Origin of the sequence: Klebsiella sp. BDA134-6 (assembly GCF_015601345.1) — a bacterium.
GTDB lineage: Bacteria > Pseudomonadota > Gammaproteobacteria > Enterobacterales > Enterobacteriaceae > Klebsiella > Klebsiella grimontii.
This window is the reverse complement of record NZ_CP064784.1, coordinates 1500716-1523918: the sequence shown is the minus strand read 5'-3', so window position 1 is coordinate 1523918 and position 23203 is coordinate 1500716. Positions and strand designations below refer to the sequence as shown.

Sequence of the window (23203 nt, the reverse complement as noted above, 5' to 3'; positions counted from 1 at the left end):
TGAGCCATGAGTCTCTCTTCTGAATCCGATATCGTCGCGTTTGGCGTCGATAGCCGTGACGTCATGGCAAACTATCGTCACATTGTGCGCCGCCGTGCCATCATGCTGCTGCTGCTGACGCTGTTGATTATTGCCTCGCTGCTGCTCGACTTCGTCATGGGGCCATCGGGTCTGTCGCTGCAGGCGCTTTGGCAAACTCTTACCGACCCGGGCAGCGCCAGCGCCGGAACGCGAGCGATCGTCTGGGATATCCGCATGCCCTATGCGCTGATGGCCGTCGTCGTCGGCCTGGCTCTCGGCCTCGCCGGAGCTGAAATGCAGACCATCCTTAACAATCCGCTGGCGAGCCCGTTTACGCTCGGCGTCTCATCGGCGGCGGCCTTCGGCGCGGCGCTGGCTATCGTGCTGGGGATGGGTATTCCCGGCATTCCCGGCCAGTGGTTTGTCTCGGCCAACGCTTTTATCTTCGCCCTGCTGGCGGCGCTGCTGCTGGACGGCATTACGCGCTGGACACAGGTCGCCACCTCCGGCGTCATTCTGTTCGGCATCGCGCTGGTGTTTACCTTCAATGCGCTGGTATCGATGCTGCAGTTTGTCGCCAACGAAGATACCCTCCAGGGGCTGGTGTTCTGGACGATGGGCAGCATTGACCGCGCTTCATGGCAAAAGGTGGGGATCCTGTTTGCGATACTGGCGGTCGTCATGCCGCTATCCATGCGCAGCGCGTGGAAGCTGACCGCGCTGCGCCTCGGCGAAGACCGGGCCGTCAGTTTCGGCATCAACGTGCGCCGCCTGCGCCTGACCACCCTGCTGCGCATCAGCGTTCTTTCGGCGATTTCGGTGGCGTTCGTTGGCCCAATCGGTTTTATCGGCCTGGTAGCGCCGCATATCGCCAGACTGGTTTTCGGCGAAGATCACCGCTTTTACCTGCCGGCCAGCGCGTTAATCGGCGCCCTCGTCCTGTCGCTGGCTTCGGTTGCGGCAAAAAACCTGATCCCCGGCGCTGTAATTCCGGTTGGCATCGTGACCTCGCTGGTGGGGGTGCCTTTTTTCCTGAGCATCATTTTGCGTCATCGGGGGCACGTATGAGCCAGGTTGTATCCGGACTGGCGCTGACCCATTTCAGCGCCGGTTATCCCAGACGCCAGGTGATCCGCGACCTGACGGTACCGAGGCTGCAGCGCGGTAAAATCACCGCGCTGCTCGGCCCCAACGGCAGCGGAAAATCCACCCTGATGCGGGCGATGGCCGGGCTGGGGCCGTCCGCGGGCGAGCTGTCGCTGGACGGTGAGAATCTGCTTGCCCTCCCCTTTGCCCGGCGAGCGGAAAAAGTGGTCTACCTGCCGCAGACGCTGCCCGCCGGCGTGCACTTGCGGGTGCTGGAGTCGATTATTGTCGCTCAACGCGCCGCCGGAGGAGCGCACAGCCCGGAGAATCAGGCGCAGGTGATGTCGCTACTGCGCCAGCTAGGCATTGAACATCTGGCGCTGAGCTACCTCGACCGGCTATCCGGCGGGCAGAAGCAGCTCGTCGGCCTGGCGCAATCGCTTATTCGCCAACCGGCCCTCCTGCTGCTGGATGAGCCTCTTAGCGCGCTGGATTTAAACTATCAATTTCACGTGATGTATCTGGTGCGTGAGGAGACGCGGAGGCGCAACATCATCACGCTGGTGGTGGTTCACGACATCAATATCGCCCTGCGCCATGCGGATCACGTGCTGATGTTAAAAGAGGGGCAACTGCAGGGGGACGGCGCGCCGGCCGAGGTGATTACCCCGCAGGCTCTGGCGGCGGTTTACGGCGTGCGCGGGCGCATCGAGCCCTGTTCTCAGGGTGTGATGCAGGTGATTATCGACGGTCTGGCGGCGGGAGCTTGAGCAGGCTCGGCGTTGAACATCAGCCCTGAGAGCCCTTCTCTGCCTGGGCTTTGCCGGAGGCAGCGCGCTGCGCCTCTCCGGCATACCGCGTTTCGCCGCCATATCACCCGTCGCCACCGGCAGCCCCTCCCGCCTGGCCGAATCATCAATCTTTTGCCAACCAGCTCACGTTTTTATGCCCTGGTTCGCACTTTTCCGCCCGTAACGTTCCCCTGATCCTGTCGCTATGCTTTAATGTGCTAAAACGGTTTAACTAAGTTTAGCTATGGAGATTTTTCAGCATGATTGCAAAAGTTTGGGTTCTGGGAGATGCGGTAGTTGACCTGCTGCCGGAGAGCGAAGGCCGCCTGCTGCGCTGCCCCGGCGGCGCGCCGGCCAACGTGGCGGTAGGTATCGCCCGTCTTGGCGGCATCAGCGGGTTTATCGGGCGCGTCGGTGACGACCCGTTTGGCCGCTTTATGCGCCACACGCTGCAGCAGGAGCTGGTCGACGTCAGCCACATGCGCCTCGACGGCGAGCACCGAACCTCCACCGTCGTGGTCGACCTTGACGATCAGGGCGAACGCACCTTTACCTTTATGGTGCGCCCAAGCGCGGATCTGTTCCTGGCGAAAGAAGACCTGCCGCAGTTTACCGCCAACCAGTGGCTGCACGTCTGCTCTATCGCGCTTAGCGCCGAGCCCAGCCGCAGCACCACCTTCGCGGCTATGGAGAAAATCAAGCTAGCTGGCGGCCGGGTTAGCTTTGACCCCAATATCCGCCCGGACCTCTGGCAGGATCAGGAGCTGCTGCACGCCTGCCTCGATCGCGCCCTGCGCATGGCCAACGTGGTGAAGCTGTCGGAAGAGGAACTGGTATTCATCAGCGGAAGTGATGATTTAGCGCAAGGCATCGCCAGCATCACCGCGCGCTACCAGCCTGAATTGCTGCTGGTCACCCAGGGCAAAGCGGGCGTGCTTGCCGCTTTCCAGCAGCAGTTTACCCATTTCAGCGCCAAGCCCGTGGTCAGCGTGGACACCACCGGCGCGGGCGACGCTTTTGTCGCCGGACTGCTCGCAAGCCTTGCCGCCAAAGGGATGCCGACGGATATCGAAGGGCTGGAACCCACCCTGACGCTGGCGCAAACCTGCGGCGCTCTGGCGACAACGGCGAAAGGCGCGATGACCGCTCTGCCATACCAGCGCGACCTTAATCGCCAGTTTTGATTGTTCAGGCCGTCGTGCGCGGCCCACTTTGTTGCATCCATCACAATTATTAAACCGGTTTAGCAAAATCCATTTCAAAATGTTAAGGCTCATGTTTAACATAGCGCCTAAACCGGTTTAGCAAAAAACAACATTTTCAAATTTTACTTTCGGGATGCAACCAGCATGTATAAAAAAAGCACACTCGCGGTCCTTATCGCTTTGCTAACCGGCGCCGCCTCAGCCCACGCGCAAACGGACCTCAGCAGTATAGAAGCCCGCCTGGTCGCGCTGGAAAAACGCCTGCAGGAGGCGGAAAACAGAGCGCAAACCGCGGAAAACCGCGCCGAGTCAGCGGAGAAAAAAGTCCAGCAGCTGACCACCCAGCAGCAAAAAAATCAGGACACGACGCAGGAAGTGGTTCAACGTACCGCCAAACTTGAGAAAAAAGCCGATGAGAAAAGCGGCTTTGAGTTTCACGGCTACGCCCGCTCCGGCGTGATAATGAATGATTCCGCCGCCAGCACCAAATCCGGCGCCTACATGACGCCAGCGGGGGAAACCGGCGGGGCTATCGGCCGTCTGGGAAACCAGGCCGATACCTATGTTGAAATGAATCTTGAACATAAGCAGACCCTGGATAATGGCGCGACGACCCGCTTCAAAGTGATGGTCGCCGACGGACAAACCAATTATAACGACTGGACGGCGAGCACCAGTGATTTGAACGTTCGCCAGGCTTTCGTCGAACTGGGCAACCTGCCTGCCTTCGAAGGGCCGTTTAAAGGATCCACCCTGTGGGCCGGGAAACGCTTCGATCGCGACAACTTTGATATTCACTGGATTGACTCTGACGTTGTGTTCCTCGCCGGTACCGGGGGCGGTATTTACGACGTCAGGTGGAACGATAGCATTCGCAGTAACTTCTCTCTCTACGGACGCAACTTCGGCGATATTGCTGATTCGAGCAACAGCGTGCAGAACTATATCGTCAGCATGAACAACTTTATCGGTCCGGTGCAGGTGATGGTCAGCGGGATGCGGGCAAAAGACAACGATGAACGTCAGGATACCAACGGTAATCCGGTCAAAGGCGATGCGGCAAATACCGGGACCCATGCGCTGCTCGGGTTGCATAACGACAGTTTTTACGGCCTGCGTGAAGGCACCAGCAAAACCGCCCTGCTCTACGGTCACGGCCTGGGCGCGGAAGTTAAAGGCATCGGCTCTGACGGCGCGTTACGCTCGGGGGCCAACACCTGGCGCTTTGCCAGCTACGGCACCACGCCGCTCAGCAAAAACTGGTTTATCGCCCCGGCTATCCTGGCGCAAAGCAGTAAAGATCGTTATGCCGAGGGCGACAGCTATCAGTGGGCAACGCTCAACATGCGTCTAATCCAGGAGATCAACCAGAACTTCGCTCTCGCTTACGAAGGCAGCTACCAGTATATGGATCTTAAACCTGAAGGTTATAACGATCGCCATGCGGTGAACGGTAGCTTCTACAAGCTCACCTTCGCCCCGACCTTTAAGGTCGGCAGTATCGGTGATTTCTTCAGCCGTCCTGAAATCCGCCTTTATACCTCGTGGATGGACTGGAGCAAAAAACTGAATAATTACGCCAGCGACGACGCGCTGGGCAGCAGTGGTTTTAAATCGGGCGGCGAATGGTCGTTCGGTATGCAGATGGAAACCTGGTTCTGACGGGTAACGTCTGACGACAGGAACATCCGGGGCGGCTACGCGCGCGTTGTCGCCCCGGACAGGATAACGACGCAGAAACTGCGCCCCCGTGAACACGGGACGACAACACGAAAATTTTTACGCATTCAGAGGGTACTATGGATTTTGAACAGATTTCCCGCTCGCTGCTTCCGCTTCTGGGAGGCAAGGAAAATATCGCCAGCGCCGCGCACTGCGCCACGCGTCTGCGGCTGGTGCTGGTCGATGATTCGCTGGCCGACCAGCAGGCCATCGGCAAAATTGAAGGGGTTAAGGGCTGTTTCCGTAACGCCGGGCAGATGCAGATTATTTTCGGCACCGGGGTGGTGAACAAAGTCTACGCCGCCTTTATTCAGGCGGCAGGAATTAGCGAATCGAGCAAGTCGGAAGCCGCCGACATCGCGGCGAAAAAGCTTAATCCTTTCCAGCGTATCGCGCGCCTGCTGTCGAACATCTTCGTGCCGATTATCCCGGCAATCGTCGCCTCCGGCCTGCTGATGGGCCTGCTGGGAATGGTCAAAACCTACGGCTGGGTTGACCCGAGCAACGCCCTCTACATCATGCTGGATATGTGCAGCTCGGCGGCGTTTATCATTCTGCCGATCCTGATTGGCTTTACCGCGGCCCGCGAATTCGGCGGTAATCCCTACCTCGGCGCGACGCTCGGCGGCATTCTGACCCACCCGGCGCTGACTAACGCCTGGGGCGTGGCCGCCGGTTTCCATACCATGAACTTCTTCGGCCTCGAGATCGCCATGATCGGCTATCAGGGGACGGTGTTCCCGGTGCTGCTGGCGGTATGGTTTATGAGTATCGTTGAGAAGCAGCTGCGTCGCGCGATCCCCGATGCGCTGGACCTGATCCTGACGCCATTCCTGACGGTGATTATTTCCGGTTTTATCGCCCTACTGATTATCGGCCCGGCCGGTCGCGCGCTCGGCGACGGCATCTCGTTTGTCCTGAGTACCCTGATTAGCCATGCCGGCTGGCTGGCCGGACTGCTGTTTGGCGGTCTCTATTCGGTTATCGTCATTACCGGTATTCACCACAGCTTCCACGCCATCGAAGCCGGCCTGCTGGGCAACCCGTCCATCGGGGTCAACTTCCTGCTGCCGATCTGGTCTATGGCCAACGTCGCCCAGGGCGGCGCCTGCCTGGCGGTATGGTTTAAAACCAAAGACGTCAAAATCAAAGCCATTGCGCTGCCCTCGGCGTTTTCCGCTATGCTGGGCATCACCGAGGCGGCGATTTTTGGTATCAACTTACGTTTCATGAAGCCGTTTATCGCGGCGCTGATCGGCGGCGCGGCGGGCGGCGCGTGGGTCGTGTCCGTGCACGTCTATATGAGCGCAGTCGGCCTGACGGCGATTCCCGGCATGGCCATCGTGCAGGCCAGCTCGCTGCTGAACTACATTATCGGCATGGTCATCGCCTTTGGCGTCGCTTTCGTCGTCTCTCTGCTGCTGAAATACAAAACGGACGCTGAATAATGTCACTTCCATCACGTCTGCCTGCGATTTTGCAGGCCGTTATGCAGGGCCAGCCGCGCGCGCTGGCCGATAGCCACTATCCCCGCTGGCACCATGCGCCAGTCACAGGGCTGATGAACGACCCCAACGGGTTTGTCGAGTTTGCCGGGCGCTATCACCTGTTCTACCAGTGGAACCCGCTCGCCTGCGATCATAAGTTCAAATGCTGGGCGCACTGGAGTTCAGCGGATCTGCTGCACTGGCGGCATGAGCCTATTGCGCTGATGCCGGATGAAGAGTACGACCGCAACGGCTGCTACTCCGGCAGCGCGGTGGATAACAACGGTACGCTCACCCTGTGCTACACCGGCAACGTGAAGTTCAATGATGGCGGCCGAACCGCGTGGCAGTGCCTGGCGACGGAAAACGCCGACGGTACCTTCACTAAGCTCGGTCCGGTCCTGCCGCTGCCGGAGGGCTATACCGGCCACGTCCGCGACCCGAAAGTCTGGCGGCATCAAGACCGCTGGTACATGGTGCTGGGGGCGCAGGATCGGCAAAAGCGCGGTAAGGTGCTGCTGCTCAGCTCCCCGGACCTTCATCAGTGGCGCAGCGAGGGCGAAATCGCCGGCGACGGCATTAACGGCCTGAGCGACGCGGGCTATATGTGGGAGTGTCCGGATCTGTTTCCGCTCGGCGACCAGCATATTCTGATCTGCTGCCCGCAGGGGATAGCTCGTGAAGAAGAGCGTTTCCTCAATACCTATCCGGCGGTATGGATGAGCGGCGATGTCGACTACGAACGCGCTGCGTTCAAACACGGCGAGCTGCACGAGCTGGACGCCGGATTTGAGTTTTATGCCCCGCAAACTACGCACACCCGCGATGGCCGCCGCCTGCTGGTCGGCTGGATGGGCGTCCCGGACGGCGAAGAGATGCTTCAGCCAACGCTCGCTCATGGCTGGATCCATCAGATGACCTGCCTGCGCGAGCTGGAGTTTATCGACGGTCAGCTCTACCAGCGTCCGCTGCGCGAGCTGACCGCCCTGCGCGGGGAAGCGCACGGCTGGTCGGGGAACGCCCTACCGCTGGCGCCGATGGAAATCAATCTGCAAACCGCCGTCGACGACGCGCTAAGCCTTGATTTCGGCGGCGCGTTAACCCTTGAGCGCAACGCCAGCGGTATCCGTCTGGCGCGACGCAGCCTCGCCAGCGACGAGATGCACTATCGCTACTGGCGCGGCGAGGTCCGCACGCTGCGGATTTTCATCGATCGGTCGAGCGTGGAAATTTTCATTAACGACGGCGAAGGCGTAATGAGCAGCCGCTGCTTCCCGGATTATCCGTCGCAGCTGATTTTCTCCGGCAGCGCGCCGGATGCATTCTGCTACTGGCCGCTGCGAACATGCATGATAGAATAAGCGTTTTGCTTTCAGGCTCATGGCGTCGTAATGAAAACCAAACGCGTAACCATTAAAGATATCGCCGAACTGGCGGGCGTTTCCAAAGCGACCGCTAGCCTGGTGCTCAACGGGCGTGGCAAAGAGCTGCGCGTAGCGCAGGAGACGCGCGAGCGCGTGCTGGCGATTGCCCGCGAGCAGCACTATCAGCCGAGCATTCACGCCCGCTCGCTGCGCGATAACCGCAGCCACACCATCGGCCTGGTGGTGCCGGAGATCACCAACTACGGCTTTGCGGTCTTTTCCCATGAGCTGGAGATGCTGTGCCGCGAAGCGGGCGTCCAGCTGCTGATCTCCTGTACCGACGAAAACCCCGGTCAGGAGAGCATGGTGGTCAATAACATGATTGCCCGCCAGGTCGACGGGCTGATCGTCGCCTCCTGTATGCACAGCGATGCCGACTACCTGAAGCTCAGCGAACAGCTGCCGGTGGTGCTGTTTGACCGCTGCCCTAATGAAAGCGCCCTGCCGCTGGTGATGACCGATTCAATTACCCCGACGGCGGAGCTGATTTCCCGCATCGCGCCTCAGCATCGCGATGAGTTCTGGTTTTTAGGCGGGCAGCCGCGTCTGTCGCCCTCCCGAGATCGTCTGGCCGGGTTTACGCAGGGTCTGGACCAGGCGGGTATTGAATTGCGCCCGGAGTGGGTGATCAACGGCAACTACCATCCCAGCTCCGGCTATGAGATGTTCGCCGCCCTCTGTGCGCGTCTGGGTCGGCCGCCAAAGGCGCTGTTTACCGCCGCCTGCGGGCTACTGGAAGGGGTGCTGCGCTATATGAGCCAGCACCATTTGCTGGATTCAGACATCCACCTGGCAAGTTTTGACGATCACTATCTCTACGATTCGCTATCGCTGCGTATTGATACCGTCCAGCAGGACAACCGCCAACTGGCCTGGCACTGCTACGATTTAATCAGCCAACTGATTGACGGCAATACGCCCGAGCCGCTACAGCGCTACCTGCCGGCGACGCTGCAGTTTCGGCATCGGTGATTCACGCATCCAGGCCCGCGATCCGCACCAGATGAACGGTGAGCCACAGCAGCTCGTTGCCGCCGAGGGTGATATCGAGCTGGGCTTTGACGTAATCGCGGATCAGCAGCGCGCAGCGGTACGCCTCCGGATACGCCTTAATCACCTGCACCAGCAGAAAACTGTCCCGCGCGCCGTCCAGCTCTCCCTCTTGTAAACGCTGGAGGAAAAACTGCATATGGACCAGAAAACGCGAGTAGTTAATCGAGTCGGTATCTATCTGCTGTTTAAAGTGATACTGCACGAGATTAAAAATATCCTTCAGCATCTTCACCGACTGCATGGTCTGCGCCACGTCGTCGCCCTCGCTCTGGCCGTTTACCAGATGAAAGGCGATATTCCCGGCTTCCTCCTCCGGCAGTTCAATCCCGTACTGCTGGCGAATAATCGTCACCGCCTCGCTGGCGACGCGGAACTGCTGCGGATAAAAACGCCTGACTTCCGGCAGCAGGCGATTTTGAATGGCGATCCCTTTGCGGCTGCGCTCGATGGCAAAGGTCAAGTGGTCGGCGAGGGTAAAGAAAATCTGCTCGCGAACCTTGCTGGCAAGCTGCATATTGGCGCGGGAAATAATCATCGCCGCCATTTCGATCACCTCGTCCGGAATGGCGGAGAGCGCTTCAAGATAGCCGCTGCGGGCGCCGAGCGCCTGAGTCACGAACAGCTTCTCAATCTTCTCCGGGGCGATCTCATCCCCGGGTCTGCTGTTGAAGCCAATGCCTTTCCCCATGACGATAACCTCCCTGCTATCGTCATCCATAGAGAGCACCAGGCTATTATTGAGCACCTTCTGAACAATCATCTCTGCGACTCGTCGTGGTTGCCGTTTTGCGCGATGACATCCTTATACCACCAGAAGCTGCGTTTGCGGATCCTTTGCAGGCTCTTCAGGTCATCCTCGCCGCGATCGACATAAATAAAACCGTAGCGCTTGGCGTATCCCTGATGGGTGCTGACCACGTCAATCGCCGCCCACGGGCAGTAGCCCATCAGCTCGACGCCGTCGGCTATCGCCAGACGCATTTGCTCGATATGCGCCTGTAAGAAGGCGATGCGATAGTCGTCATTTACCGTCCCGTCATGCTCCAGCTTATCCGGCGCGCCCATGCCGTTTTCGCTAATCAGAATCGGCAGGCCGTAGCGTTCGCACACTTTACGCAGCGTCAGGCGCAGCCCCACCGGATCAACCACCCAGCCGTAGGGGGTTTTGCCAACCCACGGGTTTTCCGCCGGACGATAAACCCCCTCTTCGCCCAGCATAATTTGCTGGTCCCCGGCGCGGGGCGCAACGTCGCCGCCATCACCCCGGCTGGCGGCAATGGTGGCGGTGGAGTAATAGTTAATGGCGATAAAATCCGGCCGTCCCTGCTGCAAAATCAACGCATCTTCTGGCTGCATTTCCGGCGCAAGACCGCGGTCCAGTAAATACGCCCACGCTAAGGCGTTGTAGCGGCCATGTACCGCCACATCCAAAAAGCTCCAACAGCGCAGCGTCTCCCAGTTATGCGCGGCGACGGCGTCCTCCGGTTTACAGCTTTCGGCGTACATCGACGTAGTGTTTATCGCCGGGCCGATGCGCAGCCCGGGGAATTCGCGGTGGCACAGGGCGAAGATCTGCGCCTGGGCCAGCATCATATGGTGATTCTGCTGGTACAGGGCTTTCTTGTCCGGCAGTTCGCGATCGGCGGGCACGCCAATCGCGCCGGGATGCAGGATCATGGTGTTCTGTTCGTTAATGGTCAGCCAGAGCGCAACTTTATCGGCAAACTCGCTGAACAGCAGCCGGGCATAGCGCACGAACGCCTCCCCGGTTTTGCGGTTCAGCCAGCCGCCTTTTCGCTCCAGCGCCCATGGCAGGTCGAAGTGGTACAGCGTGACGATGGGGGTGATGCCATGGCGCGTTAGGGCGTCGATCAGGCGGTGATAAAAGGCCAGCCCGGCCGGATTCGCCGCGCCGTCGCCGTCAGGTATCACCCGCGACCAGGCCACCGAAAAGCGGTAAGCCTTCAGCCCCATCTGCGCCATCAGCGCGACGTCTTCCTCCACCCGATGATAGTGGTCGCTGGCGATACGGAAGTCCGCCGTTCCCGACGGATGGCTGAGCATATCGACCACCGAGGGGCCTTTACCCTCTTCATTCCACGCGCCCTCGACCTGATAGGCCGAGGTGGACGCGCCCCACAGAAAACCGTCCGGGAACTGCGCTTTCTTTTGATAAATCATGCCTGCGCCTCCTTAGCGGATTGCACCATCAATTGCTCGCCGTAATCGACCTGTGCGGCGGCGGTCAGGCGCAGCGAGTGCTGCTCGTCACCGTTGACCACAATCACCGGCGTAATCAGGTCATACCCGGCCTGCTCGATGGCGGGAATATCAAAGCGGATCAGCGCCTGTCCGGCTTCCACCTTATCGCCCACCTTCAGCGTAGAGCTAAAGTGCTGGCCGTTAAGATTAACGGTGTCGATACCGATATGGATCAGCAGCTCAAGACCGCTGTCGCTCTGCAGGCCAACGGCGTGGCAGGAGGGCAGGAACATCATCACCGTGCCGCTAAACGGCGCGCGCAGTACCCCTTCCTCGGGACGAATCGCCAGCCCCTCGCCCAGCAGACCGCCGGAAAAGACGTCATCGTTCACTTCGCTGAGCGCCACCACCTGGCCGCGCAGCGGGCTGAATACTTCCGTCCCCCCTTCGCTTTTCGGGCTCACCGCAGGCTGCGGCGCCTCGCTGACCTCTTCTTGATCCTCAGGCGTATCTTTAAAGGCGATAAACCAGGTCAGGGTAAAGGTCACCACGATGGAGATCGCGCAGGTCACCAGCGCATGGACGATGTTCATCGGGTTTTCGCCGATAAACGCCGGCAGCGCCGCGAGGCCTGGCGAGACAAACGCGTAACGCACCAGCCCGCTCACCCCGGCGTAGACCCCGGCGCAGCCGCCGCCGATCATCGCGGCAATCAGCACGCGGCGGAACTTGAGCAGCACCCCGTACAGCGCCGGTTCGGTGATCCCCAGCAGCGCGGTAAAGCCCGATGAAGAGGCCAGCTGGCGCAGGTTGCTATTTTTGGTTTTCAGCGCCACGCACAGCGTCGCCGCCCCCATCGCCACGTTGGACGCCAGCATCCCCGGTCCGTTAATCATCTCGTAACCGCTTTTACTCAGCTGGCCGGTGGCGATCGGCGTCATCGCCCAGGCGGTACCAGTAATGATCAGGAAGGGCTGCAGGGTGCCCATCAGCATCGGGATCAACCAGCTGGCGTGGCGGTCGATAGCGCCCGCTCCGGCGGCGACCAGATCGTTAAGCAAAATGCCCGCCGGGCCGACCACCACCAGCGCCAGCGGCGCGGTAATCAGCAGGATCAGCATCGGCTTAACGAAAAACTTGATAATCGATGGCGACACTTTTTCGGCAAAGAGCTCCACCCACGACATCAGCCACACGGTCAGAATAATCGGCAGCACCGAACCGGCGTAATCGGACAGCAGGACGTTGATGCCAACAAAATCGACCGCTTTACCGGCCGCCAGCATCTGGCCAATGCCCGGATGCAGCAGCACGCCCGCGAGGGTCATCGCCAGAATGGGGTTGCATTCAAACTTCAGCGACGCCCCGTAGGCCAGCAGCACCGGCAGGAAGAAGAAGGCCGCATCAGCAATAATATTCAGCAGCTGATACGTCGAGCTGGTTTCGCTAATCACCCCCGTGAGCTTGAGAATAGCCAACAGCGCTTTAATCATCCCCGCGCCGGTAATCGCCGGGATCACCGGGGTAAAGGTGGTCGAAATAACGCTGATAATCCGTGCGACGATGCCGGCCGGCTTCGCATTTTTATCGCCGCCTGCCGGGCCTTTTTTCTCCGGCAGCGCCTTATTGAGCCGCCGATAAACCTGCTGCACCTCGTTGCCGATCACAATCTGGAACTGGCCGCCCTTCTCCACCACGCTGATTACGCCGGGGAGGGTGCCAATCTGCGCATCGTTTACCTTTGCGCGGTCGTTGAACTCCATGCGCAGCCGGGTCGCGCAATGGGTGAGCATGCGGATATTTTCCGCACCGCCCACCGCGTGGAGGATTTTGTCTGCTGTTTCGTTATAGTTCATAGTGTTCCCTGGTGTTGGGGCAAAAAAAAAAGACCAAAACAGAGACGCTCCCCTTGGCGGGAGAGCATTTCTATTTTGGTCTTGCCTGCTTTCGCAGTAGCACGCCATCATAAAAATGGGTTATTTCGGCGGATTATCTAAGCGCCCCTGCGTAATGACAATGGCGACCGAACAAAAGTGTGAGCTGGCTTAAGTAAATTCTTAACTAAATATCAACCGAGGGCCTGCTGGCGTAGCCAACTCTGCAATAGTTTACCGTTGGGGGTCATCTCGCTATCCTGACGTACGCAGAGATAATAATCCCGGCCATCATCAATTGCCGCATCAAAGATTTTCACCAGCTCGCCGCTCTTCAGATAGGGAGCGATCAGCGGCTCGCGCATGAGCGCACAGCCCAGCCCGGCCTGTACGCCCGCCAGGGTTAGCAGGCCGTCCTCAAACAGCGGCCCGGTCGAGCGCGGCGGGCGCTTCACTCCCTGCTGCACAAACCACTGATTCCAGGTCGTGCGCTCCTCGTCGTGCAGCAGCGGCATCTGCAACAGCTGTTCCGGGGTATCAATATGCCCATGGAGGCGGAGAAAAGCCTGACTGCATACCGGCACCATTCTGCCGGAGATCAGCTTTTCACTTTGATAGCCCACCCAGTGACCGTTGCCAAAGCGGATCGACATATCGGAAGCGTCGCTAAGATAGTTGCGGTGGTTAGCGTAAACCACGTTGATTTCGGTATGCGGGTTCGCGTGCACGAACGACGGCAGGCGGGGAATAAACCAGCCCATGCCAAACAGCGGGATCAGGCTGATCGTCACCTGCTGGGTTTGCACCTGCTCGACGAGATGCTCGGTGGCCTGACGCAGTACGTTAAACGCCGCGCGGATCGAGCGGTAATACTCCCGCCCCTGCTGGCTGAGAGTCAGCCGTCGCCCCTGCCGTTCGGTGAGCGGGATCTGCAAATAGCCCTCCAGCACCTTGAGCTGATGGCTAACCGCCGAGGGCGATATCGCCAGCTCCTGCGCCGCCAGGGTCACGCTGCCGAGGCGTGCGATCGCCTCGAAGGCGCGCACTGCCCGCAGCGGCGGATCGTTGGCCAACGTACTCTCCGACCAGCTAACCGGCCCCGCTGATTGTTCTGTTTTTTTCATATGTTGATTTTCTTAGCGCATTTCGCTATCCGATGAACTATTAAATTATGTTAGAAATCATAAAGATATCTAACAACATATTTATAATAAGAAAGAATATATGCGTATTTTACAATTTAATTCATTTGTTGGATGGTAGCGATTATTTGAGCATCTTGTCGGAACAATCAGTTGGACACACTCATACAACAAATCATCAACGGGGTCATGCTCGGTAGCATCTACGCCCTGATCGCGCTCGGCTATACCATGGTGTACGGCATCTTGCGCATTATTAACTTTGCCCACGGCGACATTCTGATGGTCGGCGCGTTGACCACCCTTTCCGGGATGCACGCCCTGAACGCGCATTTCCCCACTCTGCCGCCGCTGGCGCAGCTCGGGCTGGCGCTGCTGCTGGCCATGACGGTCTGCGCCCTGCTGGCGATGGCGGTCGAACGCTTTGCCTACCGCCGCCTGCGCAACGCCCCGCGCCTGGCGCCGCTGATCTCCGGGATCGGCGTCTCGGTGCTGCTGCAAACCGTAGCGATGATCGTCTGGTCGCGCAATCCGCTGATGTTCCCGCAGATCCTGCCGATGGACCCGATCGCCGTGACCCACGGCAGCGCAGCGCATCCTCCGGCTCTCGTTACCGTCACCGGTATCGTCACCGTCGCGCTGGCCCTCACGGTGATGCTTGGCCTGTGGCTGCTGGTGGAATACACCCGCTTAGGCCGCGGTATGCGCGCGGTAGCGGAAAATCCACGCATCGCTACGCTAATGGGCGTTAACCCTAACGCGATTATCGCCCTCACTTTCGCCATCGGCGGCGTATTCGCCGCGCTGGCTGGCGTGATGATGGCCAGCAACTACGGCAGCGCTGGTTTCTCCATGGGCTTTCTACCCGGCATTAAAGCCTTTACCGCCGCGGTACTCGGCGGCATCGGCAATATTCGCGGCGCGATGATCGGCGGCCTGCTGCTGGGCCTTATCGAATCCCTTGGGGCGGGCTATCTCGGCGACCTGACCCACGGCGTCTTCGGCAGCAACTACCAGGATATTTTCGCCTTTATGGTGCTGATCCTGGTGCTGGTCTTCCGCCCGGCCGGTTTGCTCGGCGAACGCGTCGCGCACCGGGCTTAGGAGAAAAATCATGACAATGGCACAACTCGATACGCCTGCCGTCTCCCGCCGCTTCTGGTCCGGGATGACCCTGTTCGTCTGCGCGCTGCTGGTGGCGCCGATGGTCGCCAGCCAGCTCGGCGGTAATTACTGGGTGCGAGTCATCGACTTCGCCCTGCTCTACGTTATGCTGGCGCTGGGGCTAAATATTGTGGTCGGCTATACCGGCCTGCTGGATATGGGCTTTATCGCCTTTTATGCCGTGGGCGCGTATCTGGCGGCACTGCTGGCCTCACCGCATCTGCTGGACGTCTTCCCGATGTTGAATAGTTGGTTTCCGGACGGCCTGCACATCTACTGGCTGGTGATTATTCCGCTGGCCGCGCTGGTGGCGGCAGGCTGCGGTATCGTGCTGGGCGCGCCGACGCTGAAGCTGCGCGGCGACTATCTGGCCATCGTCACCCTCGGGTTCGGCGAGATTATCCGCATCCTGATGCGCAACCTCGACCGTCCGGTCAACATCACCAACGGCGCAAAAGGCATTTCCGGGGTCGATTCGCTGAATCTGTTCGGCCTCAAGTTTAGCGGCGTTTATCACTGGTTTGGCTTTAAAGTCCCGGCGCTGTGGCTGTGGTACTACCTGCTGATGCTGGTGATTGTGGCAATTATTTTCGTCTGCCTGCGGCTGCAGCATTCGCGCATCGGCCGGGCCTGGCACGCGATCCGCGAGGATGAAGACGTCGCCCGCGCGATGGGCATTAACCTGCGTAACTACAAATTGCTGGCTTTCGCTATCGGCGCCTCATTCGGCGGCGTAGCGGGCGCGCTGTTCGGCGCATTTCAGGGCTTTGTTTCGCCGGAATCCTTTACCCTGCAGGAGTCGATTGCGGTCCTGGCGATGGTAGTGCTGGGCGGCATGGGGCATATCCCCGGCGTGATCCTCGGCGCGGTGCTGCTGACCGCGCTGCCGGAGCTGCTGCGCAGCCAGGCGGCGCCGGTACAGCAGGCGCTGTTTGGCGAAGTGCTGATTGACCCGGAAGTATTGCGCCAGCTGTTCTACGGCATGGCGCTGGTGCTGGTCATGCTGCTGCGCCCTCAGGGCATCTGGCCCGCGCGACATCAAGGAGCGAAAGCATGAACCTGTTAAGCGTACGCCATATGACGAAGCGTTTCGGTGGTCTGACGGCGGTCGACAACGTATCGCTGAGCATTAATCAGGGTGAAATCTACGGCCTGATCGGCCCCAACGGCGCAGGGAAAACCACCTGCTTTAACCTGATTACCGGGCTTTACCCGGCGGACAGCGGCGAGTTCGCTATCGGCGGGGAAGCCTATTTTCCGAACAATATTGAGAAAGTGACCGCCGCGGGCATCGCCCGCACCTTCCAGAACGTGCGGCTGTTTAACAACATGTCGGTACTGGAGAACGTTATGGTGGGCCGCCACGTCCGCACCCGCAACGGCCTGTGGGCCGCGCTCTCCCGTCATAAACGGGCCCGGGCCGAGGAGACGCAAACCCGCGAGCTGGCCTGGCACCTGCTGGACTATACCGGCATCGCGCAGTTCGCCCACTATCGCGCCTGCGACCTCGCCTACGGCCACCAGCGGCGGCTGGAGATTGCCCGCGCGCTGGCCACCGAACCGCGCCTGCTGGCGCTGGATGAACCGGCAGCCGGGATGAACGCCGCCGAGAAGATAGCCCTTGGCGAACTGCTGCTGCGCATTCGCGACGACGGCAAAACGCTGTTGATGATTGAGCATGACGTCAAGCTTGTAATGGGGATCTGCGATCGCCTGATGGTGCTGGATTATGGCAAAACGTTAACCAGCGGCACGCCGGATAGCGTACGCCGCGATCCGGCGGTGATCGCCGCCTGGCTGGGAGGCAGTGCCCATGTCTGATTTATTAACCGTCAACCAGCTTAGCGTTCATTACGGCGGCATCCAGGCGGTGCGCGACGTCTCTTTCAGCGTGAAAGAGGGTGAGCAGGCCACGCTTATCGGCGCCAACGGGGCGGGCAAAAGCTCAACCGTCCGCGCCATTACCGGGCTGGAACCCTTTAGCGGCGACATTCTGTTTAACGGCAAGCCGATACGCAAACGTCGGGCCGAATCCCTGCTGCGTGAAGGGCTGGTGATGGTGCCGGAAGGTCGTGGAATCTTCGCACGCATGACGGTGCTGGAAAACCTGCAAATGGGCGCGTGGCTGCGTCGCGACGGGGCGGCGGTCAAACAGGAGATGCGCGCCATTTTCGAAAACTTTCCGCGTCTTGGCGAACGTCAGCATCAGCTGGCGGGGCTGCTCTCCGGCGGCGAACAGCAGCTGCTGGCGCTTAACCGCGCCCTGCTCAGCCAGCCGCGTCTGCTGATCCTCGACGAACCGTCGATGGGCCTGGCGCCGCTGATGGTCGAGAACATTTTTCGCGTCATCGCCACCCTGCGCCAGCGCGGCGTCGCGCTGCTGCTGATTGAGCAGAACGCACGCCTGGCTCTTGAGGCTACCGACAGCGCCTGGGTGATGGACAGCGGCAACATCGTCGAGCGCGGTCCGTCGCAGACGCTGCTGGCCGATGACCGTATTGCACAGATTTATTTGGGCGAAATGCCCGTTTAACAAACAACCAGCATCAGGGAAAAACAATGAAAACAGTAAAAATCAGTGCGCTCAGCGCCGCTATTCTGCTCAGTGGTTTTGCCTCATCCGCCGCGTGGTCCGCGGCCAGCGAAACCGTCATTATCGGCCTGGCAGGCCCGCTCACCGGCCCTTCCGCGCGTATCGGCAAGGATCTGGAAAACGGCGCGCAGCTGGCGATTGACGATATCAACAAGCAGCATCCGACCATCGGCGGCAAGGCGGTAACCTTCAAGCTGCAGTCGGAAGACGATCAGTCCGACCCACGCACCGCCGTTGCCGTCGCCCAGCGTCTGGTGGACAGCGGCGTCGCGGGCGTCGTCGGTCACTGGAACACCGGCACCAGCATTCCCGCTGCGCGAGTTTATCATGATGCGGGCATCGCCCAGGTCGCGCCGGTCGCCACCGGGCACGCCTACACCAAACAGGGCTTCGACACCAGCTTCCGCGTGATGGGCCACGACGATGACGGCGGACAGTTTGCCGGACAGTACGCGGTACAAACCCTGAAGGCCAAACGCATCGCGGTTATCGATGACCGTACCGCCTTCGGCCAGGGGCTGGCGGATGAATTTATTAAGTCGCTGGAAGCGCAGGGAATCAACATCGTCGACCGCCAGTACGTCGATGACAAAACCGTCGACTTCAGCGCCGTGCTGACCGCGATCCGCAGCAAAAACGCCGACCTGATTTTCTTTGGCGGCGTCGATAGTCAGGCCGCCCCGCTGGCGCGCCGCATCAAACAACTGGGCATGAACGCCACCCTGATGGGCGCAGGCGGCTTCGTTAGCCAGACCTTCCTCCAGCTGGCGCAAAAAGAGGGCGACGGCGTGGTGGCGCTGGAGCCGGGACTGCCGGTTGAGCAGATGCCGGGCGGTAAAGCCTTCGAGCAGGCTTATCAGTCGCGCTATCACACCCATATCGAGCTGCATGCGCCGTTCGCCTATGACGCCACCCGCGTGCTGGTCGCGGCGATGGAAAAAGCCGACTCCGTCGATCCCGCCGACTATCTGCCCGCCCTGCGCGGCATTAATTACGCTGGCGTGACCGGACAAATCGCCTTTGATAAAGAGGGCAACCTGAAATCGCCAACCTTTACCGTTTATAAAGTCGTCGACGGCAAATGGCAGCCGCAAACCGTACTCGGCGGCGCAACAACGAAGTAACGCAGTGAGGCAATGTGATGAGTGATAATAACGAGCTGGGCATTCTCGCCCGCCGCAAAATTGAAGCAGAAATAATCAAGCCGATTTACGCCATCCTGGTGCGCGAGATAGGTAAGGCTCGCGCCCAGGCGGTCATCGGCGAAGCCATTGAAAACGCCGCCATTGAGGCGGGAAAAGCGTTTGCCCGCCAGGAGCCTGACGGCGCGGATATTCGCAGCTTTGTCGCGCTGCAGTATCTGTGGGAGAAAGATAACGCCCTGGAGGTCACGGTGCTGGACGCCGACGACCAGCAGTATAACTACAACGTGAACCGCTGCCGCTACGCCGAGATGTACCACGAAATGGGCCTCGGCGAGATTGGCCACCTGCTCTCCTGCGCCCGCGACGATAAATTTATCGTCGGCTATGCGCCGGACGTGGAGCTGACCCGCACCACCACCATCATGCAGGGCGGTAAGTGCTGCGACTTCCGCTATCGCGTGCAAAAGGACAAGTCATGATAACCGTCAACGGCGCACGTCTGTGGTCGACGCTCAACGAGATGGCGCTGCTCGGCGCCACGCCCGCGGGCGGCGTGACCCGGCTGGCGCTCAGCGAAGAGGATCGTCAGGCGCGCGACCTGCTGCGCCAGTGGGCGCGGGAAGCCGGCTTTCCCTGCGAAGTCGACAGCATGGGCAATATGTTTATTCGCCGCGCCGGTAAAAATTCGCAGTTAGCCCCGGTGCTGACCGGTTCCCACGTCGACTCCCAGCCGCTCGGCGGCCGCTATGACGGCATTTACGGCGTCCTCGCCGGTCTGGAGGCGCTGCGCACGCTGAACGATCTCGGCATTGAGACCGAACGCGATATCGTGCTGGTGAACTGGACCAACGAAGAGGGCGCGCGCTTTGCCCCGGCGATGCTGGCATCCGGCGTATGGGCCGGGCAGTTTAGCGAAGATTTCGCCCTCGCCCGTGTAGACCGCGACGGCATCAGCGTTGGCGCGGCGCTGGAAGCTATCGGCTATCGCGGGGAATGTCCGGCCGCCGCCTTCCCGCTCCACGCCTGCTACGAAGTACATATCGAACAGGGGCCGATTCTGGAAGAAGAAGGCGTTAATATCGGCCTTGTTCACGCGGCCATGGGCCAGCGCTGGTTCAATATCACCCTCGAGGGCTTTTCCGCCCACGCCGGCACCACCCCGATGGGCAGCCGCCGCGACGCGCTGACCGCCTTCGCCGAGCTGGCGCTGGCGGTGGAGCAAATCGGTATCGCCCACCATCCCGACGGGCGCGCGACTATCGGCATGGCGCAGGTCATACCGGGCTCGCGCAACGTGGTGCCGGGAGGCGTGGCGTGCAGCGTCGAGTTTCGTCATCCGCAAACCCCGGCGCTGGAAGCGATGGAGCTCTCGCTGCATCGCGCCGCAGAAGCGCTGGCGGCGCGCGGCGTGACGGCAAACGTCGAGCGTATTTTTGATTACGCGCCCATTGCCTTTGATGCCAGATGCCTGGCGCGCAGCCAGCGGGCGGCGGAAGCGTTGGGCTACAGCGCCCGAACCATCGTTTCCGGCGCCGGGCATGATACCTGCTATATCAGCAAGGTCGCGCCCGCCAGCATGATTTTCATTCCCTGCGAGAAGGGGATTAGCCATAACGAAGCGGAGAACATTCTGCCGGAATGGGCGGAGAAAGGGGCGAACGTGCTGCTCAACAGTTTACGTCTTGCCGCGGATGAGCCCGCTTGCGGCGCGGCGTAAACGCGACATGGCCCACGGCAGTAAAGGCCGTGGGCTATTGCCGATCAATGCTTTTTGCGGTTGCGGCGCATATCGATAGTCACTGCCGCGACGATAATGATGCCTTTGATAATATCCTGCACGTAGGCGTCGACGCCGACAAAGGTAAACCCGCTTTTTATCAGGCCGAGGATCATCGCGCCGATTAAGGTCCCGGTGATGCGCCCTACCCCGCCCATCAGGCTGCTGCCGCCGATAACCGCCGCGGCGATAGCATCCAGCTCGTAGGACATGCCCATGCTCGACTGCCCGCTGCTGACGCGCGCCGCCAGCACCACGCCCGCGAGGCCGGAGAGCGCCCCGGCGATGGCATAGACGATCACCAGGTATTTATTCACGTTGATACCGGAGACCTTGGCCGACGTCATGTTACCGCCGATAGCGTAAACGTATTTACCGTAGCGGGTATGCTTCAGGGCGATATGGAACACCGCGGCGACGACGAAGAAAATAATCACCGGCATCGCCCCCTGGCCGATGGCGGTAAAGCTGTCGGATAAGAAGCTGATGGGGTTGCCCTGAGTGTAATACTGCGCCAGACCGCGCGCCGACACCATCATCCCAAGCGTCGCGATAAACGGCGGGATGCCGGTGCGGGTCACCAGAAAGCCGTTGGTTAAGCCGCACAGCAGGCCGACGCCGATGCCGGCGCCAATCGGGATAATCGCCGGCATATTAACCAGCGACGGGAACATCGGCGACAGGCTATCGGAGGTTTGCGCAAGGCTTGCCGCCACCACGGCGGCGAGAGCGATCACCGAGCCGGAGGAGAGGTCAATGCCGGTGGTAATAATGACCTGGGTGACCCCGACGGCGATAATACCGATAATCGCTACCTGTAAAACAATTAATATCAAACGGTTGGTGTTTAATAAAAAGGACTGGTCGCGGACGTACCAGCCGGCAATTTCAAAAGTCAGGGCAATCACCAGCATGACGATAAATATCCCGGTATCTTTCGGCAGCCGGTGGCGTAATTGCCCAAAGAAAGAGGGTTTCTCAGTGATCGGGGTCGCCGTTATTTTCATATTGCTCATTCTCTGTGCCTCAATGGGATGCCAACGACAAAATGGTTTCCTGGTCGGCGTCCTCTTTATCGAGGATGCCGGTAATACGCCCTTCATGCATGACCATTACCCGATCGCTCATCCCGAGAATCTCAGGCAATTCTGAAGAGACCATAATCACCGCCACGCCGCGGTTGGCCAGCTCGCTGATCAGATGGTAAATTTCCGCTTTCGCCCCGACGTCGATTCCGCGCGTCGGCTCATCGAGAATCAGTATTTTCGGCTGGGCCAGCAGCCAGCGGGCAATCAGTACCTTCTGCTGATTACCGCCGCTGAGGTTATTAATAATCTGATCCATGGTGGGGGTTTTAATATTCAGGCGGCGAATCTGCTCCATGCAGTCTTCGGCCATTTTGAGGTGCTGAACAAAGCCGGTTTTACCGATATATTCCGGCATTTTAACGATGCTCATATTCTCCAGCACCGACAGCACGAGAAACAGCCCGGACTTTTTCCGGTCTTCCGTCAGCAGCGCCATCCCTTTCTCAATCGCCGTTGAAGGTGAATCAATATTGACCGGCATCCCATCAATCAGCACTTCGCCGCTATCCGCTTTCTCCATGCCGAACAGGCTCTCCATCACTTCGCTGCGCCCGGCCCCCACCAGCCCCGCCACGCCGAGGATCTCGCCGCGGCGTACGCTAAAGTTGATATCGTGAAAGGCCCCCTTGCGCGACAGGTTGCGGACGGTCAGCACCTCTTCGCCAATGGCGTTGTTGAACTTGGGAAAGAGCTGGGTGAGCTCCCGGCCGACCATCTGGGTAATCAGCGACTGGCGGGTAAACTCAGTCGTCTGTTTACTCCCGACCCAGGTGCCGTCGCGAAATACGCTGATCTCATCGGTAATCGCAAAAATCTCATCCATTTTATGGCTGATATAAATAATGGCTTTTCCCTGCTGGCGTAAATCGCGAATAATGGTAAACAGATGCGCCACTTCGCTCTCGGTTAACGCCGAGGTCGGCTCATCCATAATCACAATATCCGCGTTCCACGAAACCGCTTTGGCAATTTCCACCATCTGCTGGGAGGCGATACTTAACTCTCCCACCAGCCGGTCGGCGGATAGCCGGATATTCAGTTTATCCAGCAGATCCTGCGTCTGCCGGGCAAGCTGGCGATGATCGACAAAACCGTATTTCATCGGCTCGCGGCCGAGCCAGATATTTTCCGCCACCGTCATATGCGGCACCAGGTTCAGCTCCTGGTGGATCATCGAGATCCCGGAGCGCAGCGCGTCCATGGTATCCTGAAACTGGACCGGCTCCCCTTTAACGCGGATCGCGCCCTTATCGGGACGGTAGATCCCGATAAGGCATTTCATCAGCGTGGATTTTCCGGCGCCGTTTTCGCCCATCAGCGCGTGCACCGTCCCCGGGCGCACGCGTAATGAGACGTTGTCGAGCGCCTTCACGCCGGGGAAGAATTTGCTGATCCCTTCGGCTTCAAGTGCAAAAGCGTTCATACTTCA

At 59.7% G+C, this 23203-nt stretch carries 20 protein-coding genes; 14 read left to right on the top strand and 6 right to left on the bottom strand.

Going from position 1 to position 23203, the window contains the following annotated elements:
- Positions 1–6 precede the first annotated feature (6 nt).
- The 7 genes from IYV58_RS06980 (at position 7) to IYV58_RS06950 (ending at position 8708) form a co-directional block, all read left to right on the top strand.
- The gene (locus IYV58_RS06980; protein ID WP_004130153.1) at positions 7–1089 is read left to right on the top strand and encodes a FecCD family ABC transporter permease; all 1083 of its coding nucleotides are present in this window, start codon (positions 7–9) and stop codon (positions 1087–1089) included.
- A complete protein-coding gene (locus IYV58_RS06975) occupies positions 1086–1877 on the top strand; it encodes an ABC transporter ATP-binding protein (RefSeq protein ID WP_195729501.1) in 792 nt (263 codons plus the stop codon). The genes IYV58_RS06980 and IYV58_RS06975 overlap by 4 nt, the downstream gene beginning before the upstream one ends.
- Before the next feature lie 281 nt (positions 1878–2158).
- Positions 2159–3082, top strand: coding sequence for an aminoimidazole riboside kinase (locus tag IYV58_RS06970; RefSeq protein ID WP_049115002.1), 924 nt, complete (start codon positions 2159–2161; stop codon positions 3080–3082).
- A 165-nt stretch (positions 3083–3247) separates the two neighbouring features.
- Positions 3248–4765 carry a carbohydrate porin gene (locus IYV58_RS06965; protein WP_004130150.1) on the top strand — a complete coding sequence of 506 codons (1518 nt, stop codon included), beginning with the start codon at positions 3248–3250 and terminating at the stop codon, positions 4763–4765.
- Positions 4766–4902: 137 nt separating this feature from the next.
- On the top strand, positions 4903–6273 hold the full coding sequence (locus IYV58_RS06960) for a sucrose-specific PTS transporter subunit IIBC (protein ID WP_004130149.1): 1371 nt from the start codon (positions 4903–4905) through the stop codon (positions 6271–6273).
- Positions 6273–7673 carry a sucrose-6-phosphate hydrolase gene (locus tag IYV58_RS06955; protein ID WP_004130148.1) on the top strand — a complete coding sequence of 467 codons (1401 nt, stop codon included), beginning with the start codon at positions 6273–6275 and terminating at the stop codon, positions 7671–7673. The genes IYV58_RS06960 and IYV58_RS06955 overlap by 1 nt, the downstream gene beginning before the upstream one ends.
- A gap of 30 nt (positions 7674–7703) precedes the next feature.
- Positions 7704–8708, top strand: coding sequence for a LacI family DNA-binding transcriptional regulator (locus IYV58_RS06950; protein WP_049112201.1), 1005 nt, complete (start codon positions 7704–7706; stop codon positions 8706–8708).
- Between the two features lies 1 nt (position 8709).
- On the opposite strand, the gene licT is transcribed toward IYV58_RS06950, so the two are convergent.
- From licT to IYV58_RS06930, 4 genes are all read right to left on the bottom strand, one after another.
- The gene (gene licT / locus IYV58_RS06945) at positions 8710–9549 is read right to left on the bottom strand and encodes a BglG family transcription antiterminator LicT (RefSeq protein WP_004130146.1); all 840 of its coding nucleotides are present in this window, start codon (positions 9547–9549) and stop codon (positions 8710–8712) included.
- A complete protein-coding gene (locus IYV58_RS06940; protein ID WP_195729500.1) occupies positions 9546–10970 on the bottom strand; it encodes a glycoside hydrolase family 1 protein in 1425 nt (474 codons plus the stop codon). Before IYV58_RS06940 ends, licT begins: the two co-directional genes overlap by 4 nt.
- A complete protein-coding gene (locus IYV58_RS06935) occupies positions 10967–12847 on the bottom strand; it encodes a beta-glucoside-specific PTS transporter subunit IIABC (RefSeq protein ID WP_195729499.1) in 1881 nt (626 codons plus the stop codon). The genes IYV58_RS06940 and IYV58_RS06935 overlap by 4 nt, the downstream gene beginning before the upstream one ends.
- Before the next feature lie 212 nt (positions 12848–13059).
- Complete coding sequence (locus tag IYV58_RS06930; protein ID WP_032742070.1) at positions 13060–13989, bottom strand: LysR substrate-binding domain-containing protein; 930 nt, start codon at positions 13987–13989, stop codon at positions 13060–13062.
- Positions 13990–14196: 207 nt separating this feature from the next.
- On the opposite strand from IYV58_RS06930, the gene IYV58_RS06925 reads away from it, so the two are divergent.
- The 7 genes from IYV58_RS06925 to IYV58_RS06895 are packed head-to-tail and all read left to right on the top strand — an operon-like array spanning position 14197 to position 20626.
- Positions 14197–15111, top strand: coding sequence for a branched-chain amino acid ABC transporter permease (locus IYV58_RS06925; protein ID WP_004130142.1), 915 nt, complete (start codon positions 14197–14199; stop codon positions 15109–15111).
- A gap of 10 nt (positions 15112–15121) precedes the next feature.
- A complete protein-coding gene (locus IYV58_RS06920; protein ID WP_195729498.1) occupies positions 15122–16228 on the top strand; it encodes a branched-chain amino acid ABC transporter permease in 1107 nt (368 codons plus the stop codon).
- Positions 16225–16992, top strand: coding sequence for an ABC transporter ATP-binding protein (locus IYV58_RS06915; RefSeq protein WP_139529613.1), 768 nt, complete (start codon positions 16225–16227; stop codon positions 16990–16992). Before IYV58_RS06920 ends, IYV58_RS06915 begins: the two co-directional genes overlap by 4 nt.
- Complete coding sequence (locus tag IYV58_RS06910; protein ID WP_123828373.1) at positions 16985–17704, top strand: ABC transporter ATP-binding protein; 720 nt, start codon at positions 16985–16987, stop codon at positions 17702–17704. The genes IYV58_RS06915 and IYV58_RS06910 overlap by 8 nt, the downstream gene beginning before the upstream one ends.
- A 26-nt stretch (positions 17705–17730) precedes the next feature.
- Positions 17731–18888 (top strand): branched-chain amino acid ABC transporter substrate-binding protein, encoded by a 1158-nt coding sequence (locus IYV58_RS06905; protein ID WP_004130137.1) that lies wholly within the window; start codon positions 17731–17733, stop codon positions 18886–18888.
- A gap of 17 nt (positions 18889–18905) precedes the next feature.
- On the top strand, positions 18906–19388 hold the full coding sequence (locus tag IYV58_RS06900; RefSeq protein WP_004130135.1) for an L-2-amino-thiazoline-4-carboxylic acid hydrolase: 483 nt from the start codon (positions 18906–18908) through the stop codon (positions 19386–19388).
- A complete protein-coding gene (locus IYV58_RS06895; RefSeq protein ID WP_139529612.1) occupies positions 19385–20626 on the top strand; it encodes a Zn-dependent hydrolase in 1242 nt (413 codons plus the stop codon). The genes IYV58_RS06900 and IYV58_RS06895 overlap by 4 nt, the downstream gene beginning before the upstream one ends.
- A 44-nt stretch (positions 20627–20670) precedes the next feature.
- Here IYV58_RS06895 and IYV58_RS06890 read toward each other — a convergent pair whose 3' ends face one another.
- Together IYV58_RS06890 and IYV58_RS06885 are read right to left on the bottom strand one after the other, a co-directional pair.
- Positions 20671–21693 carry an ABC transporter permease gene (locus IYV58_RS06890; RefSeq protein ID WP_170873311.1) on the bottom strand — a complete coding sequence of 341 codons (1023 nt, stop codon included), beginning with the start codon at positions 21691–21693 and terminating at the stop codon, positions 20671–20673.
- Between the two features lie 19 nt (positions 21694–21712).
- On the bottom strand, positions 21713–23197 hold the full coding sequence (locus IYV58_RS06885) for a sugar ABC transporter ATP-binding protein (protein ID WP_004130130.1): 1485 nt from the start codon (positions 23195–23197) through the stop codon (positions 21713–21715).
- Positions 23198–23203 lie beyond the last annotated feature (6 nt).